This window comes from Nocardiopsis gilva YIM 90087, assembly GCF_002263495.1.
In the GTDB taxonomy this organism is placed as follows: Bacteria; Actinomycetota; Actinomycetes; order Streptosporangiales; family Streptosporangiaceae; genus Nocardiopsis_C; species Nocardiopsis_C gilva.
Genome location: NZ_CP022753.1, coordinates 1,355,913 through 1,376,318, shown reverse-complemented (window position 1 = coordinate 1,376,318; position 20,406 = coordinate 1,355,913). Strand labels below are relative to the sequence as shown.

Sequence of the window (20,406 nt, the reverse complement as noted above, 5' to 3'; positions counted from 1 at the left end):
CTGAGACCAGGCGATCCCACGGCACACGCACGAAAAGGGGCGACGTCCATGACCACCACCGACAGCAACGTCCTCATCTCCGGTGCGAGCATCGCCGGGCCCGCATTGGCCTACTGGCTGCGCGAACACGGCTTCACGCCCACGGTCCTCGAACGGGCGCCGCGCCTGCGTGACGGTGGATACGCGATCGACGTGCGCGGCACCGCCGTCGACGTCGTGGACCGGATGGGGCTGCTCGCCGACGTCCGCCGGGCGTACACCCAGATGCGCACGATGTCGATCGTCAAGGGCGACGGGCGGGCCAGCGTCGCGGTCGGCCTTTCCTTGTTCGGCCAGGAGGAGTCCACCCGGGACGTGGAGCTGATGCGCGGCCACCTGAGCCGACTGCTTTACCAGGCGACCAAGGACGACGTGGAGTACGTGTTCGGCGACTCGATCACCGCGATGGAGGAGAGCGCCGAGGGCGTGCGGGTGACCTTCGAGAAAGGCGCCCCGCGCACTTTCGGGCTCGTCGTAGGCGCCGACGGGCTGCACTCCAATGTGCGGCGCCTCGTCTTCGGGCCGGAGGAGCCGTTCCGGCGCTATCTCGGCCGCTACATCTCGATCTTCAGCGTCCCCAACCACCTCGGCCTGGACCGGGAGGTGCGGCTGTACAACACACCGAACCGGCTCACCGCCATGTACAGCTCGGCCCCGCACACCGGCCGGATCGAGCCGCCACTCCCGGGTGAGGAGAACGACCCCGGGGTGAACCCCGAGGCCAAGGCGATGTTCGCGTTCGCCACCCGCCGCGAGGTGCCCTTCGACCATCGCGACGTCGCGGCCCAGAAGCGGATCATCGCGGCAGTCTTCGCCAGGGAAGGGTGGGAGGCGCCCCGGCTGCTGCAGGAGATGTGGAACGCCGACGACTTTTACTTCGACACGATCAGCCAGATCCACATGGATCGCTGGTCACACGGACGCGTCACGCTCGTCGGCGACGCCGCGCACGGTCCGTCACCGATGTCGGGTCAGGGTTCGAGCCTCGCGCTGGTGGGCGCCTACGTCCTCGCCGGTAAACTCGCGGCGGCCGATGGTGACCACACCACGGCGTTCGCCCGATACGAGTCTCGGATGCGGGGGTTCGCCGAGCAGAACCAAGCGATCGCCAGCAGCGGCCTGGGCATCGTCACCCCGACCACCCGCAGCGGTATCTGGCTGCGCGACCAGGGCCTCGGCCTCGCCTCCCGCATGCCGGGCCTCGCCCGCCGGGGGGATCCCGTCCAGAAGGCCGCCAACGCCATCGACCTGCCGGACTACCCCGGACCCCGGCTGATCAGGGAAGGAGCGTGAAAGCCTCGACGTGCGCGGGGCGCGCGACGGTGAAATGCTGGTGGTCAACGGTTGCGACTTGATCCGTGCCGAGCCGCTCGGCTGGTGCGATCACCGCGGGCCGGTGTCCACAACGACCGGCTAGGGAGCGGGCACTGCTACTGGCCGAACCCTTCGGCCAGTATGTCGTCGACCCGTTGCGAGAGGTCGGTCTCTCCGCTCTCGGCTGCTCCGAACCACGCTGGCGGCCAGCCTCCGGCCAAAGCCAGCTTGGCTCGGGCACTCGCCAGAACCTCTGGAACCATATCCTCTGGAAGCTCCTCAACCAGCTGGGCGAGCTCCTCGCGCGGCGTACTCATATGACCAGTGTGCACGTTCTCGATGAGCCGTGCCAGCGATTCCCTCAGACCGACGGCGCAGGGACAGGGACCGCTCCGGCCGGGCGATGCGGGTTTCCCGGCTTCGCTGTCGGGAACACCGTGGGCGGCCACTTATAGTGCTTTGTTAGTTCACTTCGGTCGACGTTCGGTAACCAGTCAAAGTCCCCTCGCATGACAGCGCTCCCGTCCGTGGTCGGCCGGGACACGGATCGTGGACGGTGAGGCGAGGCGGAATCGTGACACCCGAACCCATCGATACAGGGATACGACCGCGGCGGCGCAACGTCGAGTTCGCGCTGCTGCTCCTCGCGGTCGTGATCCTGGCAGGCGGGCTGTGCCTGGCCGGCCTGGAGATCGATGGACGCGTGCCCGATGACCTGGCTCTGTTCGTCGGCGGCTTCGGCGGGGCGGTGCTGGCGCTGCACATCGCGCTGCGACGCCTCGCGCCCTGGGCCGATCCGCTGATCCTGCCGCTGGCCGCCGCGCTCAACGGTCTCGGGCTGACCGTTATCTGGGGGCTGCACCGCATCGGCGGACCCACCCAGTCCGAGGCGGGCAAGCAGCTCATGTGGTCCGTACTCGGGATAGTGGGGTGCCTGGTGGTGCTCCTCGCGATCCGGGAGCCGCGCAGGCTGCAGCGCTATCCCTACCTCATGGCGGTCGCCGGGCTGGTGCTGCTCGCACTGCCGATGATACCGGTGATCGGCATCGACGCCTACGGCGCCCACCGGTGGATCGGGATGCGCGGCTTCACCGTCCAGCCCTCCGAGTTCGCCAAGCTCCTGCTGGTCGTCTTCCTCGCCGCCTACCTGGGCATGAAGCGCGACGTGCTGTCGACGGCCGCCCGCCAGCTGCGCGTACGCGGCGTGAAGGTCTTCAGCCTCCCGCGCATGCGCGACCTGGGCCCGATGACGGTCGCCTGGGGGTTCGCCATCCTGCTGCTGGTGGGCACCAAGGACCTCGGTGCCTCACTGCTCCTGTTCAGCGTCTTCCTGGCCATCCTCTATACGGCGACCGGGCGCAAGTCCTGGGTCGGCATCGGGCTGCTGATGTTCTCGGCCGGGGCGACGGTCGCCTGGGCAATGTTCGTCCACGTGCGCCAGCGCGTCGTCATCTGGCTGAACCCGTTCGAACCGCACGTCTACCACGCCGACGGCGGCAGCTACCAGCTGGTGCAGGGCATGTTCGCGCTGGCCGACGGCGGACTGTTCGGCACCGGCTTCTCCGGCGGCCGGGCAGCGGAGATCTTCGCCGCCGACAGCGACTTCATCCTCGTCTCCATCGGCGAAAAGCTCGGGCTCACCGGGCTGATGGCCGTGGTGATCCTGCTTCTGCTGCTCGCCGAGCGCGGCTTCAGGATCGCGCTCGCCTCCCGCGAGATCTTCGTGAAGCTGATGGCCACCGGTTTCGCGTTCTTGCTCGCCTTCCAGGTGTTCGTGGTGCTGGGCGGGGTCACCCAGATCATCCCGCTGACCGGGATGACCACGCCCTTCCTCGCGGCGGGCGGGTCGTCGCTGGTGTCGAGCTGGATCATGATCGGGCTGTGGTTGCGCCTGAGTGACAGCGCCCGCCGTCCGCCCCCGACGGGGAAGGCGCACGCCCAGCTGGAGGACGCCACCGAGGTCATCCAGCTCCCGGTGCACGCGGCGACGCGATCCGACGACGAGGCAGAGGGAGATCAGGCAGAGGGGGAGCAAGGGGACGCGGGGAGCGCGGATGGCGCGGACGTCACTCCCCCGGCCGCTCCGCACCCCAATACGCGCGCCACTGCTCAGGGGTGAGCGCGCGGGGGTCGTGGCCGTCGGCGCGGGCCTTGGCCTCCGCCGCGCGGACCCGCTGATCGAACCGGCGGCCCGCGGCGCGCAGGTCGATCTCCGGGTCGGCCTCCCGCCGGCGTTCCGCGTCGACCCCGGCGAACAGGCCGCCGCCCGCGTCCCCGTCGTCGGTGATGAGGTCCTCGGGCAGCCCGTTGCGCACCGCCCGCTTCTGCAGCTCATAGGCGAGCAGCGCGGCCGGCTGGCCGAAGGGGACGCCCTCCAGGATCGAGGCCTCGGGGTCGCCCTTGCGGGCGCGCTCGGCGGCCTTGATCGTCTCCCAGTTGGCGCGGACGTCGTCCACACCCTCGACCTCGGTTCCACCGAAGACGTGCGGGTGGCGCCGGGTGAGCTTGTCGATGATGGCGTCGGCGACGTCGTCGACCGTCCATCCGTCCGCGCCGCGCTCCTGGGCGATCCGCGCGTGGAAGAGCACCTGAAGCAGCACGTCCCCGAGCTCCTCGCGGAGCGTGCCGTAGTCGCCCTCCTCGATCGTCTCCAGCGTCTCGTAGGCCTCCTGGAGCAGATACTTGGCCAGCGACTCGTGGGTCTGCCGGGAGTCCCACGGGCATTCGCGGCGCAGCGTGTCCATGACCTCGACGAGGGCGAGGAGACGGTGGCCGGTGACGGGGGCCGTCGGACTGTTGTCCGCGTTGTCTGTGGTGGACGCGTCGCTCATGCGGTCGATGCTCTTTCCTGCGCGGTCAGTTGTGGTCGGGCAGCCAGCCGCCGGAGCGGAGTGCCGCGAGCACCTCGGCCACGGACTCCCCCTCGGTGGTGTCCTGGGTGTCCAGCACCAGCTCGGCGTCGGTCGGCTCCTCGTAAGGGTCGGACACGCCGGTGAACTCCGGAATCTCCCCCGCGCGGGCCTTCGCGTACAGCCCCTTGCGGTCGCGCGCCTCGCACACCTCCAACGGGGTGGCGACGTGCACGAGGAAGAAGTCGCCGTTCTCCTCCACCATGGCGCGCACCTGGGCGCGCGTGGCGGCATAGGGAGCGATGGGGGCGCAGATCGCCACGCCGCCGTGCCGGGTGATCTCGGCGGCGACATAGCCGATGCGGCGGATGTTGAGGTCGCGGTCCTCGCGGGAGAAGGTGAGCCCGGCCGAGAGCATCCGCCGGACGACATCGCCGTCGAGCAGGGTCACGCTCCGTCCCGCGCGGCGCACCCCCTCGGCCACACCGCGCGCGATCGTGGACTTGCCCGACCCCGACAGGCCGGTGAAGAACAGGGTGAGGCCGCGCCGGGTCCGCGCCGGGCGGAGCCGGTGGAGCTCGGCGGCCACCCGGGCCGGGGTGAACCAGGAGGGCAGCTCCCGGCCGCGCGCGAGCATCTCCTCAACCTCGGCGTCTCCGGGCTCGGTTTCGGCGCGGTCGGGTGCCACCTGGTCGGCGTGGCGCCACAGTTCCTCACGCGTGTCGTAGCGCCACTCCGCGCCCGGGAGAATCGGGATCGGCGCGGGGCCCCGGTCCTCTTCCGAGGGCGCCGGAGTCCCCGGGGCGCGGTCGATGAGCAGGTGGGTGGCGTCATACGCGCGCGCCACGTGCGCGGCGAGCAGGTCATAGCGGCCGGTCGGCAGCGTATGGGCACCGCCGCGCGTGGGCAGGGTGGTCACCACGAACCTGGTCCGCGGCGGCAGCAGCGGCTCGGCGGCGAGGATCGCCGCGGTCAGCCCCTCGTCGTCGAGCGGAGTATTGATGATCACCAGGACCTCGGCGCGGCCCTCCTCGACGGCCTCCTCGGCGGCGGCGCGGATCTGGTGCAGGGAGCGGTGGTGCAGCGGCCGGTCGGCCAGCACGGCCAGCAGAGGGCGGTCGGCGAACCCTCCGATCGCACGCTGGCCGCGGATCTCGGCCGGGGCCATCCGCAGGTGGCGCAGGACCCCGTACATCGGCGGCCGGGCGAAGCGCACCTCACCGGCCAGCCGGTGGCCGTGCTCGTGGTCGCGGTCGCTGTCGTCACACCACCAGCGCTCGCTGACGTCGAGTTCGGCCAGCGGGGCACCCTCGGGGTCGGCGAGGACCAGCCGCTCGGCGTCGGCGAGTGTGTCGGGCACGGGAAGGGTGACCGGAACCGGCCAGGGTGTCCCGTCGGGCAGTCGCCCGTGCTTGATCGTGGACGCGGCTTCCTCCGAGGTCATGAAGCCGGGCAGGGGATAACCGCCGTTGAGGATCAGCTCCAGGTGGGCCAGCGTCACCGGGTCCGGGGTGAACACCGGCGCCGTGTCCTGTTGGCCCTGCCCCTGCTGGTCGGCGTCCAACTGGTTGGCGTCCAACCCGACCTCCGCTCGTCCGGCTCGCGTTCTCTCGGTCCTGTCGAGGTCCAGCGTATGCCGCGGGGTGCTCCGGACACGGGCGCGCCCCCGGGAACACCCCGGTCTCCTGGAGTGTTACGCGAGGTGATCTCCGATGTTCTTCCGCACGAGTCCGGCTACACGTGCGCCGACCCGACAGATCGATCCAGTCCGGTACCTTCCGGGCGCCACGGGTGCGGCGCGACGCGTACTCTTGGCACCGGGGAACCCTGTCTCGTGAGCGAATGGGGAGCGCAGCCGTGCGTGTTGCGATCCACCGCACTGATCGGTCCCACTGTCACACGCCCCTTTTGGTGATATGAGCCTCTCTGGACTTCTCGCCGTCGTCGCCGACGACCCGGCGCTCAAGCAAACGATCGCGACCGCGCGCAGCGGTCACGACCCCCGTCTCGACCTCGTCGCGCCCCCGGCTCTGCGCCCGTTCCTGGTGTCCGCGCTGGCGGCCGACGCCCCAGTGGGCGCCGACCGTCCGATCCTCGCCATCACCGCCACCGAGCGGGAGGCCGCGGACCTGACCGACGCGCTGGGGTCGCTGCTGCCGGAGAACACCGTCGCGCTCTTCCCGGCCTGGGAGACACTGCCGCACGAACGGCTCTCGCCGCGCTCCGACACGGTCGGGCAGCGGCTCGCCGTGCTGCGCCGCCTCGCCCACCCCGACCCGGCCGACCCGCTGACCGCTCCCCTGCGCGTCGTCGTCGCGCCGATCCGCAGTGTCCTGCAGCCGCTGGTGGCGGGGCTCGGCGACCTCACGCCGGTGCGCATCCGCCCGGGTGACGAGGTCGCCCTGGAGGACGTCGTGGCCTCGCTCGTCGACGCCGGGTACGCCCGCGTCGACCTGGTGGAGAAGCGCGGCGACATCGCTGTTCGCGGCGGCATCCTCGACGTCTTTCCGCCCACTGAGGAGCACCCGCTGCGGCTGGAGTTCTGGGGCGACGAGGTCGAGGAGATCCGCTACTTCCAGGTCGCCGACCAGCGCTCCATCGGCGGCGAGCAGGCCAAGAGCGGCGTGGACGCCGCGTCGGGGCTGTTCGCCCCGCCCTGCCGCGAGCTGCTGCTGACCCCGCGGGTGCGGGAGCGTGCCAGGGCGCTCGCCGAGGAGCACCCGTCGCTCGCCGATGTGCTGGACAAGCTGGCCGACGGCATCTCGGTGGAGGGCATGGAGGCGTTCGCGCCGGTGCTCGCCGACCGGATGGAACCGCTCTTCGCCTACCTGCCCGAGGGCACCCACATCGTCGGCTGCGACCCCGAGCGCATCCGCACCCGGTCCGTCGAGCTGGAGGCGACCAGCAAGGAGTTCCTGGACGCCTCGTGGATCAACGCCGCCTCCGGCGGCGAGGCCCCCATCGACCTGGGCGCCTCCGCCTACAAGTCCATCGCCCAGCTGCGCTCCGACGCCGAGGCGCGCGGACTTCCGTGGTGGACGCTGAGCCCCTTCGGTTCCGGCGACGTCGCCGAGGAGGAGGGCGCCGAGGCGTCCGTGACGCTCGGCGCCGCCGCGGCCGACGCCTACCGCGGTGACACCGAGCGGGCGCTGGCCGATGTGAAGTCGTGGCTGCACGACGAGTGGCGCGTCGTCCTCCTCACACCGGGCCACGGCCCGGCCGAGCGCCTGGTCGACATGTTGAAGGACGCCGGACTCGGCGCGCGGCTGAGCCCGGGCGTGGACTCGGCGCCCGACCCCGCGATCGCGACGGTCACCACCGGGCTGATCGAGCACGGCTTCGTGTGGAGGTCGGTGCGCCTGGTCGTGCTGACCGAGACCGACCTCGTGGGGCAGAAGTCCTCGACCCGCGACATGCGCCGCATGCCCAGCCGCCGCCGCGGCACGGTCGACCCGCTCCAGCTCAAGCCGGGCGACTACGTGGTGCACGAGCAGCACGGCGTGGGCCGCTACATCGAGATGGTCAGCCGCAACATCCAGGGCGCCACCCGCGAGTACCTCGTCATCGAGTACGCGGCGACCAAGCGCGGCCAGCCCGGCGACCGCCTGTTCGTCCCCACCGACCAGCTCGACGAGGTCACCCGGTATGTGGGTGGCGAGTCGCCGACGCTGTCCAAGATGGGCGGCGCCGACTGGTCGAAGACGAAGAGCCGGGCGCGCAAGGTCGTCCGGGAGATCGCCGGCGACCTGATCCGGCTGTACTCGGCCCGGCAGGCGTCACCCGGCCACCCGTTCGGCCCGGACACCCCGTGGCAGCGGGAGCTGGAGGACGCGTTCCCCTATGTGGAGACGCCCGACCAGCTGGCCGCCATCGAGGAGGTCAAGCGCGACATGGCCAAGCCGGTCCCGATGGACCGGCTGATCTGCGGCGACGTGGGTTACGGCAAGACCGAGGTCGCGGTGCGCGCCGCGTTCAAGGCGGTGCAGGACGGCAAGCAGGTGGCGGTGCTCGTGCCGACCACCCTGCTGGTGCAGCAGCACATGTCGACGTTCTCCGAGCGCTACGCGTCCTTCCCGATCACCGTGAAGCCGCTGTCGCGGTTCCAGACCGACGGCGAGGTCGAGGCGACCCGCGAGGGGCTGCGCACGGGCGAGATCGACGTCGTCATCGGCACGCACCGGCTGCTGTCGAACGAGACGAAGTTCAAGAGCCTGGGCCTGATCATCATCGACGAGGAGCAGCGCTTCGGTGTGGAGCACAAGGAGGCGCTGAAGCGGCTGCGCACCCAGGTCGACGTGCTCGCGATGTCGGCGACCCCGATCCCGCGGACCCTGGAGATGGGGCTCACCGGCATCCGGGAGATGACCACCATCCTCACCCCGCCCGAGGAGCGGCACCCGGTGCTGACGTTCGTCGGCCCCTACGAGGAGAAGCAGATCGCCGCCGCCATCCGCCGCGAGCTGATGCGCGACGGCCAGGTGTTCTTCGTGCACAACCGGGTGGCCTCGATCGAGAAGGTCGCCGCGACCCTGAGCAGACTCGTGCCCGAGGCGCGGGTGGCCTACGCGCATGGGCAGATGAACGAGCAGCAGCTCGAAAAGGTCATGGTCGACTTCTGGGAGAAGAACTTCGACGTCCTGGTCTCCACCACGATCGTGGAGTCCGGGCTCGACGTCCCCAACGCCAACACGCTGATCGTCGACCGCGCCGACACCTACGGCCTGTCACAGCTGCACCAGCTGCGCGGCCGCGTGGGCCGCGGCCGGGAGCGGGCCTACGCCTACTTCCTGTACCCGCCGGAGAAGCCGCTGACCGAGACCGCCCACGAGCGGCTGACCACGGTCGCCCAGCACACCGAGACCGGTGCGGGCATGTACGTGGCCATGAAGGACCTGGAGATCCGCGGCGCGGGCAACATCCTCGGCGCCGAGCAGTCCGGCAGCATCGCCGGGGTCGGGTTCGACCTGTACGTCCGCATGGTCGGCGAGGCCGTCCGCGAACTGAAGGGCGGCGAAGGCGCGGCCGAGGTTGAGGCGGAGACCAAGGTCGAGCTCCCCATCGACGCGCACATCCCCCACGACTACGTGCCGGGCGAGCGGCTGCGGCTGCAGTCCTACAAGCGGATCGCGGGCGTCACCGGCAACGACGACATCGCCGCGGCCCGCGAGGAACTCACCGACCGCTTCGGCGCACCGCCGCAGCCGGTGGACAACCTCCTCAGCGTGGCCCGCTTCCGGGTGCTGGCCAAGCGCGCGGGCCTGAGCGACGTCGTCCTGCAGGGCACCCAGATCCGCTTCAGCCCGGTGGAGCTACGCGAGTCCCAGCAGCTGCGCCTGCGGCGGCTGTACCCCAAGGCCGTCTACAAGGAACCCGCCAAGACCCTCCTGGTCCCGGTCCCCAAGGCGGGCGGAATCGGTGGCCGCCAACTGCGCGACCTGGAACTGCTCCAGTGGTGCACCGAGCTGGTAGAGGCACTGTTCGAGCCGAACAAGCAGAAGGAGCCGGCCACCACGCCGTGATCCGTCCATCGCGCAGGTGATCACGGGAATCCTCTGAGTTCGCCCGGCTTGTCCGAGGGGTTCCCGTGATCACCGGTGGTGGTGCGCCTCCCGACCGGGCGTGTCGAACGTAAAGCTTTGCAGCGGTGCGGAAATCTCCCGTTCAGGTCACCGTTTGGCAGTCCCTCAGCGACTACTGTTGGTACATATTTATTTACCTAACGTGGAGCCGCTGAAAGGATTCGTACCCGCATGCAGACCGCCGCTTCCGAACCGGAGCTCAGCGATTACCTGGCCATGCTGCGCCGTCAATGGCGCGTTGTGGTGGCGGCCGCCCTCGCGGGGGTGGTGCTGGCCGCTATCGCCGTCGTTCTCGCTCCGAAGACCTATATGGCGACCACATCGGTCCAGGTCCGCCCCTCGGGGCTGGCCGAGTTGACGGACCGGCGCGGCGGGCGCACCGATGGGGAGGTCAATCTCGACACCGAGGCGCAGATCGTGCGCTCGGTTCGGGTGGCGGGCGTGGCGGCCAAGGTGCTGGGGACCGATGAGGACCCCGCGCGGCTCCGGCAGCGTGTCCAGGTCACCGTGCCGCCGAACAGCAGCGTGCTGGACATCGGATATGCCGCCGGTTCGCCCGAGGCGGCGCGTACCGGGTCCGCGGCGTTCGCCGATGCCTACCTCGCCTACCGCCGAAACGAGGCGATCGACCGGATCGACGGCCGCCTCGCCTCACTGCGGGCCGAGGTCAAGGACCGTGCCGAGAAGTTGGACAAGCTCGCGGAAAGCACGAGCGACGGGGAGGACGACTCCCGTACTCGCGCCGAAAGCCAGTCGGTGCAGCGTGAGATCACCGATCTGAACAGCGAGATCAACCCGCTCAGTGCCCTGCGGGCGTCGTTGACGCCCGGGCAGGTCATCAGCCCCGCCGCCAAGCCCGAGTCCGCCGCGGCCCCCAGCTCGCTGCTGTGGCTGGTCAGCGGGCTGATGCTGGGTCTGATGGCCGGACTGACCGCGGCCTACGTCCGCGAGCGCCGCGACCGCCGCCTGCACAGCACGCGCGAGCTGCGGCGGTGCACGTCGACCCCGGTACTGCTCGACATCGCCGAGGACGGGCCCGGCGGCGCCGGCAGCGGCCCCACCGGACTGCTCTCCGCCACCGAGCCCGCCGGACAGCGCGTCAACGGCCTCGCCCACACCCTCGGCGCCCGGTCGGGCGAAGGCGGACGCGTGGTGCTGGTGCCCGGCGTCTCCTCCGGACCCTCCGGAGCGATCGTCGCCGTCAACCTCGCCGCCGCGCTCGCCCGCATCGACACCGACGTGCTGCTGATCTGCGCCGACCCCGACGACACGGCCGTCGGCGCACTGCTCGAACTCCCACCGGGCCCCGGGCTCGCCGAGGTGTTGACCACCGGGGCCGACCCGGCCCGCCTGGCCTACCGCCCCGCCGGGATCCCCGGCCTGCGGGTCCTGCGCTTCGGCGAGTGCGACGCCGCCGGGCTGCTCCAGTGCGGGGCCATGGCCTACCTGCTGCGGAGCGTTCGCGGCGGCACCCGGTACGTCGTGGTCGCCTCCGCGCCGATGTCGGAGCGGGCCGACGCGCAGGCCATGGCCGGCGTCTGCGACCTGGTGCTCCCGGTGCTGGAGCTGGGACGGACCCCCGGCCCCGAACTCGCGGCGGCGCTCGACCGCTTCGACGCCACCGGTGCCGACGTCCCCGGCCTGGTCACCGTGCCCGCGCAGCGGCCGGACAGCGTCTCGGCCACGAACCCCGCGGCGACCAAGCCCGACCCATCGGCGGACGCCTCGGTGGGCGGCGCGCCAGAAGGCACGTCCGCCGACGACCTGTCCTCCGCGGCGCCCTCCCTGCGGCAGTGATGGCGGCCGGGGGCGCGCCGTTGGCGCGCGCTGCGGACGGCGCCCGGGCTCCGGGCGAGCGGAAAACGATCGTGCGGACCACGGGATGGCCGTTCATCTGGCTGATCGCCGGATACCCGCTGTGGTGGGCCCTGGGAATCGGGCCGTTCGCCTTCTGGCTCTTCGCCCTGCCCATGGCCGCCGAGCTGGTCCGACGCCACCAGGGCCCGGGGCTGCGGCTGCCGCCGGGCTTCGGGCTCTGGGCGCTCTTCCTGCTGTGGGCGATCGCCGGGCTCGCGCTCATCGGGCTGACCCCGCCGGGCACACTGGCCGACAGCGGGGGGCCGCTCGGTGCGCTCGCCCGGGTCCTCAACTACCTGGCCCTCACGGTGCTCCTGCTCTACGTCGGCAACCTGTCCCGCCGGGAGCTTCCGGACGTCGTGGTGGCGCGCGTGCTGGGGTGGCTGTGCCTGGCCACCATCGCCGGCGGGCTGCTCGGCATGTTCGCGCCCTCCTTCGAGTTCACCTCGCCGCTGGAGATGGCGCTGCCCGCCTCGATCGCCTCCGACGCCTACGTGCAGGCGCTCGTGCATCCGCAGGCGGCGCAGATCATGGACGTCCTGGGGTACGCGACCGCGCGCCCGAAGGCGCCGTGGGAGTTCACCAACACCTGGGGCTACATGCTCTCCCTGCTGCTGATCTGGCTGATCATCGGCTGGGTGTGGCACGGGGCGGGGGCACGGCGGTGGATCGGTGCGGCGGCCGTCGCGGTCGCGGTGGCACCGGTCGTGACCTCGCTCAACCGCGCCATGTGGGCCGGGCTGCTGCTGTCGGTGGTGTTCGCGCTGGTGCAACTGGCCCGCCGGGGCCGACTGGCGGTGGTGGCCACCTCCGTGCTGCTGATCGCCGCGGTGATGGCGGCGGTCATGGTGTCGCCGCTGATGTCCACCCTGCTGGCGCGGGCCGACAATCCGCATAGCAACAGCGGCCGGGCGACCACGAGCGCCGCCGCGCGGGAGGCCGCCAACGCCTCCCCGATCCTGGGCTGGGGCACCACCCGGGACATGATCGGCAGCGCCCAGTCCATCGCCATCGGCAAGTCACCCGAGTGCCCGGCGTGCGGCAACCACACCATTGGAAACAATGGCCAGTTCTGGCTCCTGCTGATCACCTCCGGATGGGTCGGAACCGCCCTGTTTCTCGGGTTCTTCGCGCGGACGGCGTGGCGGTACCGACGTGACGACTCCCTGATTGGGTCGGGTGCACTACTGACGATTCTGTTGCTTTTCTGGTACATGTTCTTTTATGTCGCGCTTGCGGCGCCCCTGGCCATCAGCATGATCGCCGCCGCTCTTCTGTGGCGGCGGGCCACGGACGCGGGTGCCGCGCCTGCCGCGACGGTGGGGGGTGAGACGGCATGAACGGCGAAACCACCTATCTGACCGACCTGGCCGAGGTTCTGTGGCCGTGCGGCGGGCTCCTCGGACGCGGGACGGATACCACCCCACCATCCAGGGAACCCGTGCCTCGGCCCCGTGAGGCCGAGGTGCGCGAATACCTCCCGGTCCCCTCGGCGCACAATCCCCGGGTCATCCTCCCGGTCACCAACCGCTACGCGGCGGCCCGCGGGATCTCCGCCTTCGCCCAGCGCCACTCCTTCACCGCGCGCGTGCGCACCGCCCTGCTCACGACGGCGTTCTCCAGCGGACTGGCCCCTCTGCTGCTACGCGACCGGCTGCACGTGGGATCGGGCCGCACCATCGAGCACGCGCTCGCCACCGCGCTGGACCGCGATGTCGTCATCGCCATCCACATCGGTCCGCCGCGCGCCAACCGCAAGCCCGTCCTCCTCCTGCTCACTCCGGCCGGGCGCACCATCGGCTACGCCAAAATCGGGGTCAACGACCTGACCTCGCGGCTGGTCCGGGCCGAGACCGACGCACTGCGGCGCCTCGCCGAGGCCCGCCTGCGGGACATCACCGTCCCCCGGCTCATCCACGCCGGGGAGTGGAACGGCCACCCGATGCTGGTGCAGGAGGCGCTGCCTGTCGGTGATCAGACCGACCGGCCCACGCGGCGCCAACTCCTTCGCTGCGTGCTGCAGATCTGCGACCTGGAGACGGTCCGCGAGATCCGGCTGTTCGCCAGCCCGTACCACCGGACCCTGGTCAACCGGATCGCCACCCTCGGCGAGCGCCCCGAGGCCCACGCACTGCGTGACGCCTTCGACCGGCTGCCCGACGTACCGCTCCCGTTCGGCGCCTGGCACGGCGACCTGACCCGGTGGAACGTCGCCAGCACTCCGCGCCGCGCGTTCGTGTGGGACTGGGAGCGGCTGGCGTTCGACGCCCCGCTGGGCTTCGACGCGCTGCACTACGAGCTGAACGAGTGCGTGCAAGTCGGCACCCACCAGGGGGTGCAGCGCTGGCTCGACAGCGGCGCCCGGCTGCTGCGCGATCCCCTGATCGCCGGTGCCGGGCTCCGCCCGGAGACGGTCTCCACCGTTATGGCCCTCTATCTCATCGACCTGGCCACCCGCTACCTGCACGATCGGCAACTGGAAGCCGGCGGGCGGCTGGCCGCGGTGGACGACTGGCTGCTCCCGGTCCTCTCCGGGCTGGGGGAACGCGCCGTACAGGAGGCACTGGAGGCGCGGAGGGTCAGCTAGCCCGCCCGTCACCCACCACCACCCACTCAGCGGGCGCTTCGCGCAGGAGGTTCCCGCCACCACCCACTCAGCGGGCGCTTCGCATAGGAGAATCCCGGCACCCACTCAGCGGGCGCATGGCGCCGCCTGACGCGCCCGCACCGCGCCCTGACGGCGGTGCCGCTCGCACTCAATCGATTACTTTCTGTGAAGGATTGGTTTCTTGGTTACGATCTCATCCGCCACGCGCCACGTGCCCGACACACTGAAGCGGACCGTCCGCTCCACCTGGGGCATGTTCGGCCAGGCCACCCGGCGGACCCGCGTGCTGCCCACCTTCCTCATCGTCGGTGCTCAGCGCTGCGGGACCACATCCCTGTTCAAGGCGTTGGCGCAGCACCCGCACGTGGTCGGTCCGGTACTGCGCAAGGGTGTGCACTACTTCGACACCGCCTATGAGCGTGGAGGGGACTGGTACCGGGGGCACTTCCCGACCCGGGGAGCCACCCGGGCGCGCGGTGACCGCCCGCGGGTCGAGGTGGGCGAGTCCAGCCCCTACTACCTGTTCCACCCGCTGGCCGCCGAGCGCATCGCGCGCGACCTGCCCGGCGTCAAGGTCATCGTGCTGCTCCGCGACCCGGTGGAGCGCGCCTACTCCGCGCACAGCCACGAGCGGGCCCGCGGGTTCGAGTCCGAGACGTTCGAGCGGGCGGTGGCCCTGGAGGAGGAGCGCCTCGCCGGCGAGGAGGCCCGGCTCCGCGCCGATCCCACCGCCTACTCCCACTCCCACCAGCACCACGCCTATCTGGCCCGCGGACGCTACGCCCAGCAGCTGCTGCGACTGGAGGAACAGTTGGGCCGCGACCGCATGCACGTCATGGAGAGTGAGGACTTCTTCGCCACCCCGGAGCCGCTGTTCGCCGAGGTCGAGCGCTTCCTGGGGATCCCGCACGCCCACGGGGTCCGGTTCGACCGCCACAACGCCCGCCCCCGCGCCGAGATGCCCGAGTCGCTGCGCCGACGGCTGACCGACTACTTCGCCAAGGCCGACGAACAGCTCGCCGTCTGGTGGGGCCGCACCCCCTCGTGGCGCGCGTGAGCCGCGAGGAGACCGGCGGGGCCGCCGACCCGCTGCTGCGCCGAGTAGCGCGGGGCGGGGCCGTCAACCTGGTGGGAGCCGTGGCTGGGGCCGTCCTGAACACGCTGCTGGTCATCGCCGTCACCCGCGGCTTCGACCAGCGGACGGCCGGGATCCTGTTCGCCGCCACCTCGGTGTTCCTGATCGCCGCGGCGGTCGCGAACCTGGGGACCTCCAACGGCATCGTGTACTTCGTGGCGCGGCTGCGCGCCATGGGCGCGGCCGGGCAGGTGAAGCGCGTGCTGCGGCTCGCGCTCGGGCCGGTCACGGTGGTGTCGGCCGTGGCCGGGGCCGCCATGTTCGCGTTCGCGGGCGAGGTGGCGGCGCTGATCGGCTCCCCGGACGCCCGGGCCTACGTGCGGATCCTCGCGGTGTTCCTGCCGTTCGCCGTGTTCACCGACGCCGCGCTGGCGGCGACCCGGGCCTTCCACGACATGCGGGCGACCGCGCTGGTGGACCGGGTGGGGCGCCCACTGGCCCAGCTGGCGCTGGTCGGCGGTGTGGCGCTGACGGGCTCGGTGGGACTGCTGACGATCGCGTGGGCCGGGCCGTACCTGCCCGCCGCCGTCCTGGTCGCGGTCTGGCTGCGCGCGATCATAAGCCGCGCCCCCTCCTCCGTTGATCTCGGGGATATCGGGGAGAAAACCGGCCCGGATACCCCACTATCTCCGAGATCAACGGGGCGGGGGGAGGGCGTGACCGCCCGGGAGTTCTGGGGTTTCTCGCTGCCGCGGTCGGTCGCGAGCATCGCCCAGCTCGGCAATCAGCGGCTCGGCATCGTGCTGGTCGCCGCGCTGCAGGGCGCGGTCGAGGCGGCGGTGTTCACCGCGGCGACGCGCTTCATCGCGGTGGGCCAGTTCACCACGCAGGCCATCCAGCTGGCGGCCCAGCCACGGCTGGCCGAGCTGCTCGCCGTGGACGACCGGCGCGGCGCCACCGCCCTCTACCAGTCGGCCACGGTGTGGCTGATCTGCCTGACCTGGCCGCTCTTCCTGCCGGTGATCGTCTACGCCCCGCTGGTGATGGGGCTGTTCGGCGACGCCTACGTCGCCGGGGCCGACGTCCTGGCCGTCATCTGCGCGGCGCAGCTGACGGCGGCGGCCCTGGGCATGGGCGACCTGGTGCTGACCATGGCCGGGCGGACCGCCTGGAACCTGGTCGACAACCTGCTCGCGCTGGCGGCCAATGTGGCGCTCTGCCTGGTGCTGGTCCCGCACATGGGGGCGGTGGGCGCGGCGGCGGGGTGGCTGGCGGCGATCGCCGTCCGCAAGGTGCTGCCGCTCCTCCAGCTCGCGGTCGCACTGGGCTTGCACCCCTTCAGCCGCCGCTGGCTCATGGCGGTGGCCGTCTGCCTGGTGTGGTTCGGCGGCGTCCCGCTGGCCTGCGCGGCCACCCTCGGAACGGGGTGGGTCTCGCTGACGGTCGCCCTGGGCATCGGCTGCGCGGGCTATCTCCCGACACTGTGGCGGCTCCGCGGGGTCCTGGAGCCGGCGACGCGGGGCGCCCAGCCCCTGGCAGGCGCGGGGTTTCCCCGTCCGCGAATTCCAAAACGCTGACGCCAAGTGATAATAAAACTACTCCCTGTTGTGCCATCATGGCCGCATGCCTACCGCCCCGATCCTCTTCGTCGCATCCAGTGGGGGCCACCTTGCCCAGTTATGGTCCCTGCGTCCCTGGTGGGAGGATCGAGAGCGCGCCTGGGTCACGTTCCGTACGCCCGACGCCGTTCCCCTGCTCGAAGGTGAGGACGTCACCTGGGCGTACCACCCCACCACGCGGAACATCGGCAACCTGCTGCGCAACACGGCGCTGGCGGTGCGCACGTTCGGCCACCGCCGCCCGTCCACGGTCATCAGCACGGGAGCGGGCGTGGCCCTCCCCTTCTTCGTCCTGGCCTGGCTGCTGCGCGTCCCGACCGTCTACATCGAGGTCTACGACCGCATCGACCGCCCCACGCTGACGACCCGGCTGTGCCGTCCCTTCACCCGGCTCTTCCTCGCCCAATGGGACGAACAGCGCACCTTCCTGCCGTCAACCGCCATCACCGTGGGGCCGCTGCTGTGACACTCCCCGAGACCGCCGCCGACCACCGGCCGCTCATCCTGGCCACCGTCGGCACCGACCACCACTCGTTCGCGCGACTCATCGAGTGGCTCGACGCGTATGCCGCCGACCATCCCGAGATCCGTGTCCTGGTGCAGCACGGCGCCACCCGCGCCCCCACGACCGCGGAGGGCACCGACTTCATCGAACCGACCCGGCTCGCCGCGCTCATGCGCGAGGCCGCCGCCGTCGTCACGCACGGCGGCCCGGCCACGATCACCCAGGCCCGGCGCGCCGGGCGGCTGCCCATCGCCGTCGCCCGCGACCCCGAGCTCGGCGAGCATGTCGACGACCACCAGCTGCGCTTCGTCGCGCGTCTGGACCGCGCCCGGCTGGTCCGCTCCTGCTGCAGCCAGCAGCAGCTCACCGCCACCCTGGACAAGGCCCTCGACCAGCCCGCGGACTTCCGGCTCGACACGGAGGGCACGGACGGCGCCACCTCCACCGCCCTGCAGGCGGGACGCATGATCGACCTGCTCACCGCCGCCGTACCCGACCAGCCGCCGATCCCGTCGGCCGAGGAGGCGCCGAGGGACAGCGGATGGCCCGACGTGACGGTGGTGGTTCCCACGCGCGACCGCCCCGAGCTGCTCCGCCGCACCCTGCGCTCGATCGCCGCGCAGGACTACCCGGGGCGCGTCATCAGCGTCGTGGTCTACGACCACGACGATCCCGACGTCTCGCTGGCCACCGCCGGCGGCGACCGGCCCGTCCGCGTCCTCACCAACGCGTCCACCCCGGGGCTGGCCGGTGCCCGCAACACCGGCATCCTCGCGGCGCGGACCGACCTGGTCGCCTTCTGCGACGACGACGACACCTGGCTGCCCGGAAAGCTGCGCACCCAGGTCGCGGTGCTGCTGGCCGAGCCCGAGACGGAGGTGGTCTGCTGCGGGATCCGGGTCGTCTACGACCGCACCGAGGCGCGGCGTGTCCTCGACCGCACCGCCGTCACCTTCGCCGACCTGCTGCGGTCCCGCCTCACCGAGCTGCACCCCTCGACCTTCCTGATCCGGCGCGAGGCGCTGGTCAAGGGATGCGGCCCGGTCAGTGAGACGATCCCCGGCTCCTACGGGGAGGACTATGAGCTGCTGCTGCGGCTGGCGCGGCGCGCCCCCATCCGCAACATCCCCGAGGAGGGGGTGCGGGTGCTGTGGCACCGGAACTCGCACTTCAGCGGCCGGTGGCAGACCATCTCCACCGCACTGCGCTGGCTGCTGGCCCAGTACCCGGAGTTCCGGCTGGTGCGGCGCGGTTTCGCGCGCGTCGCCGGGCAGATCGCGTTCGCCGAAGCGGCGTCGGGGCGGCGCGGCGCCTCCCTGGAGTGGGCGCTGACCACGCTGCGCGCCCACCCCGCCGAGGCCCGCGCCTATCTGGCCCTCGCGGTCGCGGGCGGGCTTCCGGCCGGGCTGGTCCTGCGCACTCTGCACCGCCGCGGCAAGGGGGTGTAGGCCGGGCCCGCCGGGGCCCTGGCCGCCCGCCGCACCGCTCCCCCGACCCTTGGAACGCGCGCCAGTGCCCTCAGTCCCCCAGCAGCGCGAGGCCCTGCTGGGCGTCCAGAACGAGGTCGAAGGCCGCCTCGATCGCCTGGCGCGCCGCTTCGGGGATGTTGACGTAGTCACTGCCGCTCGCGACGGCGAAGCCGCGGGCGGCATGGGGGTCGCTCAGCACCCGGAAGTCGCAGGTGGGTGCGGTGACCCCGTCCCACAGCTTGACCGCGCGGACGCGCTCGTACTTCGGCAGCACCTCCGGGATCTCGGCGTACCAGTCATAGGTCGCCCGCGGATTGCCCGGGATCGGGACGGTGCCCATCTCCCCGATCATCACCGGCTTCTCCGGGTCGATCCCGTGCTTGGGACCTTCCTTCTGCACCCACTTGTAGGCGGGGGCGATCGCCTCCTCGAAGCTGACGACGTGGTCCCAGCCCGGATGCAGCTCGCAGCCGGTCATGTTGTAGCCCTCCCAGCTGATCCAGTCCACGTAGTCGTTGCCCGGCCAGAGTCCCGGCAGCCGGTCGAGGTTCTTCGGCCAGCCGGTCACGTTCCACACGTAGATCACGTTGTCCGCGCCGGCCTCCCGGTACAGGTCGACGATGTGCCGCCAGGCCTGCACGAACTCGTGCGGGCTGCCCCGCACGCCGTAGCGCTTCCCCGCGTCGGCCTCGTGGTCGAAGGTGAGGAAGAACGGCGCCTCCAACTGGGAGATCCGGCGGGCCTGCGCCCGCAGCTCCTTGTCGAACTCGCCCTCGATGATCCGCCAGTACTCCACCGGCGGGCGCCCCTCCTCCTCGAAGAGGCGGGCCTCGATGTTGGCGTGCAGGAACCGGCCCTCCTTCACGAGGCGAATGTCCTCGTCCCTGGGGACCTCGTACTGGTCGATGCCGTGCCAGGTGTAGACGATGTCCATCGACCGCCCGGTGACGGCCTCCAGCGGCCGGATGTCGCGCTTCCACGGACTGGCCCCCCACCACACGCCGCAGGAGGTCTCCAGGATCCGGGTCACCTCGCATTCGGGCCCCCAGGGCGGCCTGGGGACGGGCGACGGGGGGACCGGGTCGTCGGGGTGGGAGGGGAGCGGCGGGCGGGGCAGGAAGGGGACATCGGGCCGCACCATGGGTGACCGGGCCGGTGACGGCGACGGGCTCGGTGACGGCGAGGCCTGGGGCGCGACCAGCGCGCTGCTCATCACCCGGACACCATGGTTGCCGCAGGCCGCGGCGAGGATCACGAGGACGGCGAGCGCGCTCCCCCCGCTCACCCTCCACCTCCACCCACGAGACAGGCGCTGTGTGAAGTGACCTCTCACGACCACCATCCCCGCACCGGGCGCTCACGCGCCGTCGTTCGTCTGGCCCCGACCTCTCGTCCCTTCCATCGACGCGGAAGCACACGTTCCGCGCATGCATCACTTGACTACCAGACGAACGCGTGTAATTACGCAAGGTAATGAAATCCGGGCGTGGCA

Annotated in this window: 14 protein-coding genes; 10 read left to right on the top strand and 4 right to left on the bottom strand. The window is 71.4% G+C overall.

Going from position 1 to position 20,406, the window contains the following annotated elements; genetic code table 11:
* The first annotated feature begins 48 nt into the window (after positions 1-48).
* Positions 49-1,332: an FAD-dependent monooxygenase gene (locus CDO52_RS06530; RefSeq protein ID WP_017619928.1), complete on the top strand. Its 1,284-nt coding sequence runs from the start codon at positions 49-51 to the stop codon at positions 1,330-1,332.
* A 137-nt stretch (positions 1,333-1,469) separates the two neighbouring features.
* Here the strand turns inward: CDO52_RS06530 and CDO52_RS06520 are convergent, their stop codons facing one another.
* The gene (locus CDO52_RS06520; RefSeq protein WP_017619930.1) at positions 1,470-1,670 is read right to left on the bottom strand and encodes a hypothetical protein; all 201 of its coding nucleotides are present in this window, start codon (positions 1,668-1,670) and stop codon (positions 1,470-1,472) included.
* A 257-nt stretch (positions 1,671-1,927) separates the two neighbouring features.
* Between CDO52_RS06520 and CDO52_RS06515 the strand changes: the two genes are divergently transcribed.
* Entirely contained in the window at positions 1,928-3,472 is a 1,545-nt protein-coding gene (locus tag CDO52_RS06515; RefSeq protein ID WP_017619931.1) for an FtsW/RodA/SpoVE family cell cycle protein, read from the top strand.
* Here the strand turns inward: CDO52_RS06515 and mazG are convergent.
* On the bottom strand, positions 3,420-4,184 hold the full coding sequence (mazG, locus tag CDO52_RS06510) for a nucleoside triphosphate pyrophosphohydrolase (RefSeq protein WP_017619932.1): 765 nt from the start codon (positions 4,182-4,184) through the stop codon (positions 3,420-3,422). The two genes, CDO52_RS06515 and mazG, sit on opposite strands and share 53 nt — an antisense overlap.
* A 25-nt stretch (positions 4,185-4,209) precedes the next feature.
* Complete coding sequence (cysC, locus tag CDO52_RS06505; protein WP_017619933.1) at positions 4,210-5,781, bottom strand: adenylyl-sulfate kinase; 1,572 nt, start codon at positions 5,779-5,781, stop codon at positions 4,210-4,212.
* A gap of 337 nt (positions 5,782-6,118) precedes the next feature.
* On the opposite strand from cysC, the gene mfd reads away from it, so the two are divergent.
* The 8 genes from mfd to CDO52_RS06465 all read left to right on the top strand — a co-directional run bounded on the left by mfd (position 6,119) and on the right by CDO52_RS06465 (position 18,893).
* Positions 6,119-9,721, top strand: a complete 3,603-nt coding sequence (gene mfd / locus CDO52_RS06500; protein ID WP_094932263.1) for a transcription-repair coupling factor — start codon at positions 6,119-6,121, stop codon at positions 9,719-9,721.
* Positions 9,722-9,952: 231 nt separating this feature from the next.
* On the top strand, positions 9,953-11,578 hold the full coding sequence (locus tag CDO52_RS06495; RefSeq protein WP_017619935.1) for a Wzz/FepE/Etk N-terminal domain-containing protein: 1,626 nt from the start codon (positions 9,953-9,955) through the stop codon (positions 11,576-11,578).
* 71 nt (positions 11,579-11,649) lie between these two features.
* Complete coding sequence (locus CDO52_RS06490) at positions 11,650-12,978, top strand: O-antigen ligase family protein (RefSeq protein ID WP_332459806.1); 1,329 nt, start codon at positions 11,650-11,652, stop codon at positions 12,976-12,978.
* A complete protein-coding gene (locus CDO52_RS06485; protein ID WP_026126024.1) occupies positions 12,975-14,225 on the top strand; it encodes a phosphotransferase in 1,251 nt (416 codons plus the stop codon). Before CDO52_RS06490 ends, CDO52_RS06485 begins: the two co-directional genes overlap by 4 nt.
* Before the next feature lie 202 nt (positions 14,226-14,427).
* A complete protein-coding gene (locus CDO52_RS06480; RefSeq protein WP_017619938.1) occupies positions 14,428-15,303 on the top strand; it encodes a sulfotransferase domain-containing protein in 876 nt (291 codons plus the stop codon).
* Positions 15,300-16,898, top strand: coding sequence for a lipopolysaccharide biosynthesis protein (locus CDO52_RS06475; protein ID WP_232524397.1), 1,599 nt, complete (start codon positions 15,300-15,302; stop codon positions 16,896-16,898). The genes CDO52_RS06480 and CDO52_RS06475 overlap by 4 nt, the downstream gene beginning before the upstream one ends.
* A 46-nt stretch (positions 16,899-16,944) precedes the next feature.
* Positions 16,945-17,406 (top strand): glycosyltransferase family 28 protein, encoded by a 462-nt coding sequence (locus tag CDO52_RS06470; RefSeq protein ID WP_017619940.1) that lies wholly within the window; start codon positions 16,945-16,947, stop codon positions 17,404-17,406.
* Positions 17,403-18,893 (top strand): glycosyltransferase, encoded by a 1,491-nt coding sequence (locus tag CDO52_RS06465; RefSeq protein WP_017619941.1) that lies wholly within the window; start codon positions 17,403-17,405, stop codon positions 18,891-18,893. The genes CDO52_RS06470 and CDO52_RS06465 overlap by 4 nt, the downstream gene beginning before the upstream one ends.
* Positions 18,894-18,963: 70 nt before the next feature.
* Here the strand turns inward: CDO52_RS06465 and CDO52_RS06460 are convergent, their stop codons facing one another.
* The gene (locus CDO52_RS06460) at positions 18,964-20,199 is read right to left on the bottom strand and encodes a glycoside hydrolase family 26 protein (protein ID WP_232524396.1); all 1,236 of its coding nucleotides are present in this window, start codon (positions 20,197-20,199) and stop codon (positions 18,964-18,966) included.
* Between the last annotated feature and the right edge of the window lie 207 nt (positions 20,200-20,406).

Bases quoted from the DNA above. Each gene is read 5' to 3' on its own strand.
- mazG (WP_017619932.1), bottom strand. From the start codon at position 4,184: ATGAGCGACGCGTCCACCACAGACAACGCGGACAACAGTCCGACGGCC.
- CDO52_RS06470 (WP_017619940.1), top strand. From the start codon at position 16,945: ATGCCTACCGCCCCGATCCTCTTCGTCGCATCCAGTGGGGGCCACCTT.
- CDO52_RS06495 (WP_017619935.1), top strand. From the start codon at position 9,953: ATGCAGACCGCCGCTTCCGAACCGGAGCTCAGCGATTACCTGGCCATG.
- CDO52_RS06485 (WP_026126024.1), top strand. From the start codon at position 12,975: ATGAACGGCGAAACCACCTATCTGACCGACCTGGCCGAGGTTCTGTGG.
- mfd (WP_094932263.1), top strand. From the start codon at position 6,119: ATGAGCCTCTCTGGACTTCTCGCCGTCGTCGCCGACGACCCGGCGCTC.
- CDO52_RS06520 (WP_017619930.1), bottom strand. From the start codon at position 1,670: ATGAGTACGCCGCGCGAGGAGCTCGCCCAGCTGGTTGAGGAGCTTCCA.
- CDO52_RS06530 (WP_017619928.1), top strand. From the start codon at position 49: ATGACCACCACCGACAGCAACGTCCTCATCTCCGGTGCGAGCATCGCC.